Below are 13,259 nucleotides of genomic sequence, written 5' to 3'. Positions count from 1 at the left end.
TTTTTTTTCTGTCCGTCTGCTGGCCCATCTAACCGATAACAGATGGAAAAGTTATGAACTCTGGGTGAGGAGCTGAACTCTCTTCGTCTTAGTATGTTTTTAAACATATTCATTACATCATTATTGTTATAGATATATAAACCCCAACTCATTCAACCAGTCATCCAGTAACGCATGAAAAGCGTAAAAAGTGACGGTTAAACTTAATCGGGTGAATGGTGCTTAGTTAAAATATTCCTTTTTTGAATTATCCATATAAATTTAAGTTATTTGCTCTTGGTTTTAATGTAAATAGTTGCTTATCGTCATAATTATCAGAAGAGGGAGTACTGATCTTGATACAGCTAGTGAATCGCTAGGAGGGGAAAGGCGTAGTGGATAAAATATAAAATAAAATAAAATCATCTAAAAAAATAAAAAAAGTGCTCTTCAGTCTCTAATGTGAGAAAATTTTCTTAATTTTTCTTTTATGAGACACGCATCGAGAAACAGAATTATATAAGAATATTAGCGTTTTCATCTGAGTCAATTGGATATATATGATGCCCAATGGTTTTTAATTAGTAAAAAATATGGATGTGGTGTTTTTCTGACGATTTTCCATTTGTAGATATCGGTTTTGTCAATATTATTGACAGGGTTAATCTGGCTGAATAAAACAGTTGTTATTTATCAGTATGGTATACTTTAAAAAAAGAGGCCAGTATTACATTCACAACGTCCCATCTTATGACACATGTATGATTTTTGGTGTGGTAACTATGGGGTGATCAGGGGATTCAGGAGGAAGGTGTGACAAAAACGTTAGTGATCGTCGATGTTCAAAATGATTTTTCACCGTCTGGTGCTTTGCCGGTACCTGATGGAGATTGTGTTGTTACTGTAATCAATCGGTTAATGTCTTGTTTTGACCATGTTGTTGCAACGCAAGACTGGCACCCTGCCGGCCACGGTAGCTTCGCATCCGTACATCATATGTCTCCCGGTGAGATGATCGAACTGAACGGTATTCAGCAGGTTTTATGGCCCGAGCATTGTATTCAATCATCTTGGGGAGCTGAATTTATTCCCGGATTAGCAACGAACAATATTGAATATATTGTCTATAAAGGCAGCAATCCGGAGATTGATAGTTACAGTGGGTTCTTTGACAATGGAAAACAGCAGGCAACCGGGCTTTTGAATTATTTAAAAGAAATAGATTCAGATGAATTATATATTGTCGGGCTTGCGACGGACTACTGTGTCCTATTTACAGCACTTGATGCCGTTGAACTTGGTTTTAAAACTTATGTTGTTCAAGATGCTTGTCGTGCTGTGAATTTGAATCCTGACGACGAAGATAAAGCACTGGCGAGAATGGCCAACGCAGGGTGTCAGGTTATACAGTCAAGTGATGTGCTGGACGAATGATGGTGTTCATCCGTGGTTGATCGTGGTTGTACAATTAAATGCTTGTGCTTAGAAATGCTTTTTCTTAGGAATGATTGTTCTTAGAAATGATTGTTCTTAGAAATGATGTCACCCAGCGGCACGACGAGGGCAGTAAATCTATCCTGATGGCATGGTGGATATAGTGGCACACGAATGAAGCGCATCCGCATGAAAAGAGCCAGTAACAGGACTGACCCATCCATGGCTTTACTTCCGACGGTACAGTCTTTCGGGCCTGCCAACCCGACCGTGTTGGATGATCGCTTCAAGGAAGCTGGTGGACGTACAATATTCAAGGTATCGGCGAGCGGTTGTTTTACTAATACCAACCAGCTTCCCCAGTGATTCAGCGGTGTGTGTCACATCATCTTCTTGGTAAATGACTTTAATCTTATTCAGTGTGAGTTCATCAATACCTTTGGGGAGGTTATCTTGATGGTATTGCGCTTTCGATTGAAAGTTGAGTAATTCATCGACATGCCTTTGATTGAAATTATCTGCGGCTTTCAAAGAATTGTTGTACTTTAAATAGCGTTCAAGTGAATCTTGGAGCCGGTCATAGGCAATCGGCTTTAGCAGGTAATCGAAAACACCGCAGCGAACGGCCTCACGAACGGTTTCCATATCTGAGGCTGCGGTGACAAATATTACGTCCGGCATGTTTCCACCTGAGATCATCTCTTTCAGTAAATCCAGGCCTCGCCCATCGGGAAGAAAGTTATCCAATATAATTAATTGTGGTTTTAAAAAGCGGAGCATGCTGCGCGCTTCAGCTAGAGAGCGGGCAACACCAACCGGACGAAACCTAGGCATTTGATTCAGGTAGTAAGTGTGAAAATCAGAAATACTGACTTCATCTTCAACAATCAATACATCAAATACATCCATTATTATGTACTCACGTTAGGGATGAAAATAGAAAAAATGGTACCTTTCGGTTCAGCATGATCAATCAATATCGTGCCATTGGCCTGGATGACCAGACGATGGACGAGATATAAACCGATACCATGTCCCGGCTGTTCCTTGCTACTGACGCCTTTGGTAAAAAGTGAATCAGAAATTTCTTCGGGGATACCGGTACCATTATCCGCTACCTCAATGACGAATTCGTCTGAGGCATCGGTTAAAAGCAGTGAGATAGTTTTATTACTGCACTCGTTTTTTAAAGTAGCTTCAAAGGCATTGTCAAGTAGATTCCCCAAAATTGCGGCCAGTTCGTCGGATGGCATACATTGTGGTTCTTTTTTCATCTGACAGAGCGGATCAAAATCCAACTGTAAGCCGAGTTCTTTTGCACGACTATATTTCCCCAGCAGGAGGCCGGCAACAATACGCGAGCAGAAGGTTTGGGTAATATAATCGATCAGTTTTTGTTGATTCTGGGTTTCTTTCTGAATGGCTTGAATGGCCTCATCATAAGCGCCAATTTGTACTAATCCTCCGATAGTCGATAATCGATTGGTATATTCATGGCTGAGCACGCGAAGATTTTCCGTATGCTGGCGAATTTGTGAAATTTGTGATGTCAGGGTATTGATGTCATCTCGTCTACGAAAACTCACGACCCAGCCAATATGTTTTTCGTGATCCCGAATGTTGACCCGGTTAGCAACCAATGTTTCACCGTTGCAGGTGATCAGTTCATCTTGTTGATCATTGATATCTGTCTGACCCTGCGGGTTGCTGCCCATAAAGAATGACGCAGGCGTGACGAATTCAGTAATCGCTCTGCCGAGTAAATACTTGGGTGGGTGGGCAATGCCCAATGTTTTCAGTGCGCGACTATTAACCGACAAAATTTCGCCTTGAGTATTGACAGCGATAATCCCTTCATAAACACTTTGTAAGATTGAACTGTGTAAGCGCAGAGAGAGCGCTATTTCTTCCGGTTCCATATCGAACATTTGCTGTTTGATATGTTTGGTAAACAGCCAAGCACCGAGCATGGATAAAATCAGCAAGGCAAATACGGCGTAAAAAAGCGGATAGGAATAGAATGCCAGCCAGTCACTGATACTATTGACTAAGTAACCAACGGAGATGACTCCGATAATCTCATTGTGCTGATTAATAATTGCCGACTTCCCACGGATCGCAAACCCTAAACTGCCTTTTCTTAAGGACGAATAATATTCTCCGTATTTTAACGCGCGGACATTATCGCCGCCCTGCATCGGAAAACCAACCTTATCTGAGTCAGGGTGTGCCAGTCGAATCCCTTTTTTGTTGCCGACAACAATGAAATCAGCATCGGAGATAGCTTGTAGTTCGTGAACGGTCTCTTGAATGGCTTCAATATTGTGCTGTTCGATGTTTTGAATCAATATTTTATTATGTGCAATCTCTCGGGCTTGGATGACTGCTTTGGTACTAAATTGATGTTCAAGGCTTTCATTGAGCGTGAGATGAAAAAAGACCGTGACCAGTATCAATTGAATAGAAATAACAAAAATGAGCAGAAGTGCAACCCTGAATCGGAATGAAAGCTTCTGACATATATGTGTATGAACGGCTTGAAAGATCGTTTTAAGCATAACGTTATAAAGGCTGATTATTATCAAGGCTGTAGTTATCAGGTGATTATATCGATTCTATGGATGAATAGAATTGACATGTGTGGTTCAAAATCCATTTTTAAGCGTTGAACCCCGCTGTATTTCCATCACAGCGCTCTGCATAACCATTGTGATTGTGAGATAAATACAATTCAGTTCAGTTTGATGAGCCGGCAGGTGATGACTGCGATTCGTGTTGTCATATCATGAATGGTTCCAGAAGCGAAGTATCGCTGGTCAGAGCGCGTCGGATGACGCGCTACAAAGAAAGGAAAATTACATAAATATCCCGAATACCACACTGGCAATGATGAGGACAATCCCACCACCAAGACGAGAGGATATTTGGGCGTAAGAGAGTAAGTTCATCCGGTTAGAGGCCGCCAGTACTTCAAGGTCACCAGAGCCACCACGGTTCGCCATGCACAGACCAGCTGTGATTGAAGATTCAACCGGGTAAAAGCCCATCAACCAACCACCGAGAGCTGCGCCAAAAATTGCACCGAACACAATGAGTGTCGCGATGATGATATTGATGAACGTTAGAGCATTCATCACTTCACCCAGATCAGTGTAAGCAATTCCGACACCAACCATCAAAACCCAGAGCAACTGTTTAGAGAAGAAGGAAGACAGACGTTTTGCACCTTCTTTGATTTCATCAGAGCAAAGACCCGCACCGTTGATGAGGGCAACAATGATGACCATGTAAGCGAATGTATGAATTTTGATATCGCCAAATCCGGGAAGGATATGCTTGGATAGTGAGGATGATAACGTGTAAACGCAGGCGGCAAGCATGAGACCAATCGCTATTTCACGAGGGGTAATGGTTGGTGTTTTGACTTCTTCGCCAACATTGAATTTTGATTTGCGTAGCAGTTCTCCGTTACCCGTTAATGAAGGGATTTTATCTCCTAAACCATTCAGAATTGCTGCTGCAATAATGGCCACGATATTGGCAATGGTAAGAATCGCAATTGCAACTGAGTAGTATTGTTCTTTTGAACCGCCAGTCACGGACTCATAAATTTCAGACAGGGGAATCGCGCCGGCACCATTACCACCGCCCATGATTGGGAGTACGTACAGCATCATAATCCGATCCACCGGAATACCGAAGATCAAACCACCCAAAATGCCAAGAATCGATGCACCTGCGACCGCTGCAAGAATCGTTGGAATGTAGCCAACTAAGGAGCGTAACAGCAGTTTTCTGTTGACTGCCAGAATTGAACCGGTAATCAGCACTGCAATGAATAAGTCGAGGAAGTCGGTTTTTTTCATGACATCAGTCACTGCGGTGATTTCTCTTTGGGTCAGCAGTCCCATATGGACAAACCAAGCAGCGACAAGAAAAATCATCACAGGTGCCCCGCCAATATATTTATTGAATATTGGTAGACGCTTACCGAATTCACCAAATATTGCACCGACGACAAACATAAAACAGAAACCACCGACAATATTGTTAGGCAGTGTATCTGTAATGTGTGCAGTCAAAACCACAAGAAATAGTAGGGCAAAAAGATGGAATGGTATGCCGAATATTTTTATTTGTGACAGAAGCGACTGAGCGCTGGGGGCGTCACTTGTTATTCGTAACGTTTTTTCATTCATAATCAATTTCCGTAGGTTGATGTTCAATTTAACAATTTAGATAAAAAATTGAACTGTAATTGTGAAAAAGTTCATTGAATGAAGTGACGTTAAAAATATCAATGAAGTTAATGATTTTTATTGTGTTTTTTAATTTAAAAACAATGGGATAGGTAGTTTAATTCATTAAATTCATAAAGAGTTTTTAAGCTCGTATATAAAGTGATTCATATCATTATTTTATGAATATAAACACCGCAAACTATGTCGTGATGAATTTAGTTACAGAGGCAGTACGTCATGTTAGACGAGATATCCTTTTCTCGAGTTCCTATTACGAATCGCTGTAAAATAGGCAAAATTAAAACCTTTTTAGCATGTAATGGGCTGGACATTGATGATGATGTAGAATATTTCGTTATCGGGAAACATATCTCTGGGCAGATACTCGCGTGTGGTGGTATAGCCGGGAAAGTTTTAAAGTCGATTGCGATTGAAAAGGCATGTCGCGGTAGTGGATTATCATTGACTCTGATGACTGAATTGACTAACTTCGCTTATGAGTTAGGACGCTACAATTTATTTCTGTTTACCAAACCTCAAAATTTTAATTTATTTCGCCAATCTGGTTTTTTCCCGCTTGCTCAAGTCGATGATGCCATGATTCTCATGGAAAATAGTCCGAATCGGTTTCAATCATACTGCCAACAACTCAAACTGATGAAAGTTGCCGGAGAGCGTATCGGTGGCATGATTATGAATGCCAATCCATTCACATTAGGGCATCAATATCTGGTTGAAAAGGCCTGTGCCGAGTGTGATTGGGTCCATCTATTTGTTGTTCGGGAAGAAGGGAAGGATTTTTCTTATTTTGAGCGACTCAATATGATTCGAGCCGGTACGCAACACCTGAAAAATATAACGGTCCATCCGGGCTCGGACTACATGATCTCCAAAGCAACATTCCCGACGTACTTTATCAAAGATCAGAAGAAAATTAATTATTGTCATGCGGCACTGGATTTACAGCTGTTTCGTGACGGCATCGTTCCTGCTTTAGGGATCACCCACCGATATGTCGGTACGGAACCGCTTTGTCCGGTCACCAACCATTATAACGAGTCAATGCACTACTGGCTGGCATCATCAATAGCCCGGCCAAATACCGTTGAAATTGTAGAAGTACCTAGAAAGGCCATTGATGGTGAACCTGTGTCAGCGTCCCGAGTACGGCGATTATTATCTCAGCAACAATACGAGCAGGTTGCGAAACTGGTACCGAGAACCACTTACAAAATCCTATTTGGTGATGACGTTCGGTGCAATAGACCAAAATCTGTTGCGGCTTGAACGGCATCCCATATGAAAATTTAAACTTAGAAAGGCCAATCCCATGGAAATTAAACAACCAGCGTTTGCAGGAACTCTGGAGTCCAGTGATCTTCAGGTTCGCATTGCCCCCAATCATGAAGGTGGCATCGTTATTCATCTCGATAGTACGGTTCAGCACCAATTCGGTGAAATCATCAAACATGTTGTTCTCGATTCTCTACAGCAACTGAAAGTAACCGATGCCATCTTAACGATTGAAGATAAAGGAGCTTTGGATTGTGTAATTCAGGCTCGGGTTCAGGCGGCAGTGATGCGTGCTTGTGGTGTCGAACAGATTGATTGGAGTCTATTGTCATGAGCCGATTACGCAGAAGTATGTTATTTGTGCCGGGTGCGAATGCCGCAATGTTGAGTAATACCTTTATCTACAAGCCGGATGCAATTATGTTCGACCTTGAAGATTCGGTCTCATTACGGGAAAAAGATACCGCGCGCATGTTGGTGTATCGTGCATTACAACATCCGTTATATCAGGATATTGAAACCGTTGTCCGGGTCAATCCGATCGACTCCAGATTTGGTATCAATGATTTAAATGCCGTGGTGAGAGGGGGAGCCGATGTAGTTCGTCTTCCTAAAACGGATACAGCTCACGATGTGACGCTGATGGCGAGTCAAATTGAACAAATCGAGAAAGCTTGCGGCCGTGCCGTTGGGAGTACCAAACTCTTGGCTGCAATTGAAAGTGCCCAAGGGATCAACAATGCAGTCGAGATCGCGCACTGCTCCTCCCGGCTGATTGGGATTGCGCTGGGCGCGGAAGATTACGTCCGTGATCTGAGAACAAACCGCTCACCGGAAGGGACAGAGTTATTATTTGCCCGGTGTAGCATTCTTCAGGCTGCGCGAGCTGCCGGTATTATGGCATTTGATACGGTTTATTCGGATGCAAACAATGAAGCAGGGTTTCTCCGCGAGGCTGAACACATCAAACAGCTTGGATTTGATGGCAAATCACTGATTAACCCACGTCAAATCGATCTCCTTCACAATGTCTACGCACCGACCCAGAAAGAGGTCGATTATGCTTATGCCGTCATTGAAGCGGCTGAAGAAGCAGAGCAGCAAGGGCTAGGGGTAGTGTCTCTTAACGGTAAAATGGTCGATAGCCCAATCATTGAACGTGCACGCTGGACATTGCAACGTGCTGAATCCGGTATCAAACAATAGAAGGCAGTGTGTTATGAGTGTCAGTACGTTAAATAATCCCATTTCGCTTGATGAGCTGGAAGTCCATTCGCTAACGCCGTATACAAGAGCCAACGCAATCACACCACATCTGGCTGAAGAACGATTTAAAAAAGGAAGAAAACTGAAAGGTTCACTTGAGCAGGCGATTAAAGAACTCGGTTTGGCTGATGGTATGACGATTTCTTTTCATCATGCATTTCGTGGCGGTGATAAAACTATCAATGCGGTGATGGACGTGATTGCCAGAATGGGGTTCAAAGACTTAACTTTAGCTTCCAGCTCTCTGACTTCGATTCATTCACCATTAATTGAACATATCCGCAATGGTGTGGTGCGTAAAATTTATACCTCCGGATTACGCGGTGAACTTGCTGAAGCGATTTCCCGAGGATTACTGGACGAGCCTGTTCATATTCATTCGCATGGCGGACGGGTTCACTTAATTCAAAATGGTGAAATTCATATCGATGTTGCATTTATCGGCGTGCCATGTAGTGATGAATTTGGGAATGCCAACGGTATTCAAGGCAAGTCACGTTGTGGTTCTTTAGGTTATGCACAGGTTGATGCGCAATATGCGGATCGTGTTGTCATTCTGACGGAATCAATCGTTGATTATCCAAACACACCAGCCTCAATTCGTCAGGACTGTGTCGATGCCGTTGTTCAGGTTACAGAAGTCGGTGACCCGGATAAAATCGGAGGCGATACAACTCGAATGACCACCAATCCGCGTGAATTGTTGATTGCAAAACATGCGGCTGAAGTCATCGAACACTCCGGTTATTTTCAGTCGGGTTTCTCTTTACAAACGGGTTCCGGCGGTGCTTCTCTCGCGGTGACGCGTTTCCTGAAAGATAAGATGATCAAGCATAACATCGTGGCATCTTTCGGTCTGGGCGGTATTACTGCCACGATGGTTGATTTACATGAACAAGGTTTGATTGAAACGTTACTGGATGTTCAGTGTTTTGATTCGGTGGCCGCTGACTCTTTGTCCCGTAACCCGAACCATCATGAAATCTCAGCCAATGAATACGCTAACCCTTCCTCAAAAGGGGCCGTCGTTGATCGACTGGATGTGGTGATTCTCAGCGCTTTAGAAATCGATATGCAATTTAATGTCAATGTGATTACGGGCTCTGATGGGGTGATCCGTGGTGCCTCCGGTGGGCATTGTGATACTGCTGCGGCTGCGAATTTGACGATTGTTGTCGCACCATTGGTTCGGGGGCGGATTCCGACGGTTGTACAGCGGGTGACGAATGTCGTGACTCCGGGTGCATCGGTTGACGTGTTAGTCACTGATCATGGCATCGCTGTGAATCCAAGACGTGAAGACCTGATCGAGCGGCTGAATGCGATTTCAATTCCGGTTTATTCTATCGATGCACTGCAGGCACGAGCTGAATTGATTACCGGTAAGCCTGAGCCGATTCAATTTACCGACAGAACAATTGCCTTTGTGCGTTATCGGGATGGTTCTGTCATTGATGTGATTAAAGAGGTTACTCAATGACATACATAACAGAAGAAACACCAGTCCATTTATGCGAGCTACTCGCCTGTAAAGAACAACGAGCAAAAACTCAGCTATCATGGTTGAAAGCTTACGGCGTTCCTTTGGTTTCGTTTAGCATCAATATGCCGGGGCCCGTCAAGCTGAATTCGATCAGTGAGCAAATTTTTGCTCAGGGGTTAGCGGCACTCGAAGCGACTTGTCATGAGCAGGGATGGACACTCATCGCCCAGCAGATTCATCATGAAAAAACTGGTCCCGAGGGCATATTTGCAGTGCAGGGGGTGAGTGCATCGATACTCAAAAAACAGATGATACACATTGAGAAAACGCATCCGGTAGGACGATTGATGGACTTGGATGTAATTGATCAGCAAGGTAAAAGTATTAGCCGTAAAGCTTATCAGATGGGGCGAAGGAAGTGCTTGATCTGTCAGGAAGATGCGGTCATCTGTGCTCGTTCCCGTCGGCATCCGCTTCAGGAGCTTTTGGCGAAGATAGAGGAAATGGCTCATGCAGACGAGTGCCGTGATTGATTTGCTGTTTGACAGACATCAGCATCGACTAGATGCTGAAAATATCGGTATGTTACCTTGTCACATTCAAAACCAGTTCCCTTTCGATCAATTCGTGGGTCATCTAGCTTATCATGCCATGATGCTGGAAGTTCATCTGACACCCAAACCGGGGCTGGTTGATACCGTCAATCAAGGTGCTCATGATGATATGGATCTGGCGTTGTTTGTTCACAGTGCGACAGTGCTTGCACCATATATGGCCGGTTTTGTTCGAGTCGGCTGGTTGCATCACCATCAACCGCTGTCGTCTCTTTTAACTGAATTGCGTCCGATTGGTATTGATGCTGAAGTTGCAATGTTTCAAGCAACCTCGGGTGTCAATACCCATAAAGGAATGATCTTTTCCATGGGGATCATTTGTGGCGTCGCTGGTTGGCTGCAAGCCAATCAGCGGAATATCAATGCGAATGCAATTAGTGAAGCTGTGATTCAGTGCTGTCAACATCTCGTTTGGGATGAACTTCAGGAAATTGGACGTCGGGAGCCGATAACGCAAGGAGAAAAACTCTACCAGCAATATGGGGTGACAGGGGCGAGAGGTGAGGCTGCGTCGGGCTTTAGGACGATCATGGTCCATGCGTTACCTGCCTATCAATCAGCTATTGCGCAAGAATTCTCGACCGAGCAAGCTTTGTGGCAGACGCTGTTGGTTCTGATTGCTCACAATCAGGATACCAATTTACTCTCCCGTGGGGGAATGGCCGGGTTGCTGTATGTTCAGCAATATGCATTCAGTCTACTGACATCAGGGGGAATTTCTCATCCGGATATTGAAATGGCATTAAATCAGTTCGACCGCTGTCTGATAGAACGACATCTCAGTCCGGGCGGGAGCGCTGACCTATTGGCCGTCACTTGGTTGATTGCGGAATTGGAGAATATTTTTTCCCGATAGATTAAGGATATGTTGATCTTCCGTCATTAATTTTTATTCGGTCTGAAAGTAAGTTCAGATAAATTTGGTCATACTCTTTCTTTGGTAGAAGATGCCCGTTACTACCGAAGTTTTCATGTGGGGGGAGAACATGAATCATCGCTGGCATATACGTTGCGTGATGTGGTGATAAAGCGCATTTCGTATTGGGGTTTTATGACTGATACAAAACGCGCTTCATGTTAATGAGATATAGAATCGTTTATTGCTTGCCTAAATCAAAATATTTCACCAAATCATCCAATTGCTGGGACACATTGTGCAGATGAGTGCTGGCATCCGTCAATTGCTCAGAAAGCTTGGTTGTTTCATCGGTGAGCATACTAATATCTTCGATATTTTCGCCTAATTCTGCCACAACGGAGGACTGTTCTTCGGTCGCTGAGGCATTTTGGGTGTTCTGATCATTCAATTGGTGGATATGGTGACTGATCACCTGTAATGAGTCACTGGTGGCTGTGGCATGTTCCACCACAAGCTGACTTTTATCTTTCCCGAGTTGCATCGCGGAGACGGCGCGAGATGATTCATGGCGTAATTTTTCAATGACTTCTTGAATTTCATCGGTCGATGCGGCTGAGCGAGTGGCAAGATTACGAACTTCATCAGCAACAACAGCAAATCCGCGACCTTGTTCACCCGCTCTGGCAGCTTCAATCGCAGCATTGAGCGCGAGCAGATTGGTCTGTTCCGAAATCCCGCGAATCGTATCCAGTATGGTGCTGATATCATCAACTTGATGGCTGAGTGACTGGACAACATCACTTGATTGATTCAAGGTTTCAGTCAGTGCCTGAATCTCTTGTTGTGTCCGTATCACTATCTGGTTACTCTCTGATGTCTGTTGAGTTGCCTGATGTGCTGTTTCAGCAGCGTTTGCAGCATTTGAAGCAATTTCACTGACGGTACTGCCCATTTCAGTAATTGCCGTGGCGACCTGAATAATCCGCTCACTCTGACGAGTACAGTTGTTATGAGTCAGATTGGATTGATTCGCTACATTTTGTGCGGTTTCTGCCAGCTCTCTGGCATTACTGGAAACGTCCTGCATTGAACGATGGACTTTCTCGATAAAGCGGTTAAAACTTTCGGCAATTTGGCTAATCTCATCCTGACCCGAGAGGGTAATTCGGGTATGAAGCGCGAGATTGTTGGCTGCATAAGTGATTGAATTTTTAAGAGAGTCAACTCGTTTTCTGAGTTGGATCACGATCCATGTTGATACCGCGATAGAGGCTATCAAACCGAGACTGATCGCAATTATCATCACCAACTGAGCTTGGTTGTATGTATCAATACTTATCTGGTTATGTTTTCTGGCTTGTTCCAACAGGGTATCCAGTAATTTGTTCGATGCTTTACGCGTGACATTGTAATAGCCGGCATAGCGAGATTTATAGATTTCTCTGGCACCTTCCAGATCATTTTTACTCAAAGCATCCAATAAGGGGTTGATGGCTTGAGTGATCATCTCTTCATAGTCTTTTTGTAGCTTGAGCGCATTGCGCTTCATATCCGAATCAACCTGAGTATCTACAGCAAGCTGCATCGCTTGGCGCATTTCGGGGATATCTTCCTCATACGCTTCTTTTACGCGGGTCTGAATCCCTTTTTTATCTCTCAGAGATGTATCTTGCATCAGCATCATGTCGATCCCGACTCGCATTCTCGGAATCCGAGACGCAGCCTCAGCCATTGCCCGTAAAGGTTCAGCCGTATTGACATAGAGCTGTTCGGATTGATACTGAATATTTGCCATTTTTTGCAGGCTATTGATACCGACCAAAATGAGTGCAAGACAAGGAATTGCCACAGCAATGACCAGTCGTAATTTTAAGGTGAGACGATTCTGAAACATTCGCATTTCCTACTAGGTAAAATCAAGTGGTGAAAAGTTAATACCCTAAATGAGTCATATTCATTTGGTTCAGTATTGTTTTCACAAAACATGAATCATTGGGATACGTCAATTTCCGACTGTTATCAATACGGCTGGTTTTTTTATATAGTTTATAACAGATACCAGCCTTTATCTAATTAGTTGTTTAATAAAA

Annotated in this window: 11 protein-coding genes; 7 read left to right on the top strand and 4 right to left on the bottom strand. The window is 43.6% G+C overall.

Translation table 11 applies throughout. The features are described from left to right. Window positions 1-792 precede the first annotated feature (792 nt). Window positions 793-1,413: a bifunctional nicotinamidase/pyrazinamidase gene (gene pncA / locus AC55NX_RS13870; RefSeq protein ID WP_496996284.1), complete on the top strand. Its 621-nt coding sequence runs from the start codon at window positions 793-795 to the stop codon at window positions 1,411-1,413. A gap of 228 nt (window positions 1,414-1,641) precedes the next feature. Here the strand turns inward: pncA and AC55NX_RS13865 are convergent, their stop codons facing one another. The 3 genes from AC55NX_RS13865 to citS all read right to left on the bottom strand — a co-directional run bounded on the left by AC55NX_RS13865 (window position 1,642) and on the right by citS (window position 5,612). Beyond that, window positions 1,642-2,325, bottom strand: coding sequence for a response regulator (locus tag AC55NX_RS13865; protein ID WP_496996303.1), 684 nt, complete (start codon window positions 2,323-2,325; stop codon window positions 1,642-1,644). After that, window positions 2,325-3,971 (bottom strand): ATP-binding protein, encoded by a 1,647-nt coding sequence (locus AC55NX_RS13860; protein ID WP_496996283.1) that lies wholly within the window; start codon window positions 3,969-3,971, stop codon window positions 2,325-2,327. Before AC55NX_RS13860 ends, AC55NX_RS13865 begins: the two co-directional genes overlap by 1 nt. A gap of 297 nt (window positions 3,972-4,268) precedes the next feature. Next, window positions 4,269-5,612 carry a citrate/sodium symporter CitS gene (gene citS, locus AC55NX_RS13855; protein ID WP_496996282.1) on the bottom strand — a complete coding sequence of 448 codons (1,344 nt, stop codon included), beginning with the start codon at window positions 5,610-5,612 and terminating at the stop codon, window positions 4,269-4,271. 279 nt (window positions 5,613-5,891) lie between these two features. Here citS and citC point away from each other — a divergent pair, with 279 nt between their 5' ends. Genes citC through citG form a run of 6 tightly spaced genes read left to right on the top strand, consistent with a single transcriptional unit; the run spans window position 5,892 to window position 11,166 of the window. Next, the gene (gene citC / locus AC55NX_RS13850) at window positions 5,892-6,941 is read left to right on the top strand and encodes a [citrate (pro-3S)-lyase] ligase (protein ID WP_496996281.1); all 1,050 of its coding nucleotides are present in this window, start codon (window positions 5,892-5,894) and stop codon (window positions 6,939-6,941) included. A 43-nt stretch (window positions 6,942-6,984) separates the two neighbouring features. Next, on the top strand, window positions 6,985-7,281 hold the full coding sequence (gene citD / locus AC55NX_RS13845) for a citrate lyase acyl carrier protein (protein ID WP_496996280.1): 297 nt from the start codon (window positions 6,985-6,987) through the stop codon (window positions 7,279-7,281). Continuing rightward, on the top strand, window positions 7,278-8,153 hold the full coding sequence (gene citE / locus AC55NX_RS13840; protein ID WP_496996279.1) for a citrate (pro-3S)-lyase subunit beta: 876 nt from the start codon (window positions 7,278-7,280) through the stop codon (window positions 8,151-8,153). Before citD ends, citE begins: the two co-directional genes overlap by 4 nt. Window positions 8,154-8,166: 13 nt before the next feature. Then, on the top strand, window positions 8,167-9,693 hold the full coding sequence (gene citF, locus AC55NX_RS13835) for a citrate lyase subunit alpha (RefSeq protein WP_496996278.1): 1,527 nt from the start codon (window positions 8,167-8,169) through the stop codon (window positions 9,691-9,693). Then, complete coding sequence (citX, locus tag AC55NX_RS13830) at window positions 9,690-10,229, top strand: citrate lyase holo-[acyl-carrier protein] synthase (RefSeq protein WP_496996277.1); 540 nt, start codon at window positions 9,690-9,692, stop codon at window positions 10,227-10,229. The genes citF and citX overlap by 4 nt, the downstream gene beginning before the upstream one ends. Then, entirely contained in the window at window positions 10,207-11,166 is a 960-nt protein-coding gene (citG, locus tag AC55NX_RS13825; RefSeq protein WP_496996276.1) for a triphosphoribosyl-dephospho-CoA synthase CitG, read from the top strand. The genes citX and citG overlap by 23 nt, the downstream gene beginning before the upstream one ends. Window positions 11,167-11,407: 241 nt before the next feature. Here citG and AC55NX_RS13820 read toward each other — a convergent pair whose 3' ends face one another. Beyond that, entirely contained in the window at window positions 11,408-13,063 is a 1,656-nt protein-coding gene (locus AC55NX_RS13820) for a methyl-accepting chemotaxis protein (protein ID WP_496996275.1), read from the bottom strand. Window positions 13,064-13,259 lie beyond the last annotated feature (196 nt).

The organism is Vibrio rubrogenes (assembly GCF_059641415.1).
The sequence above is the reverse complement of the archived record's forward strand: the minus strand, read 5'-3'. Positions and strand labels throughout refer to the sequence as shown.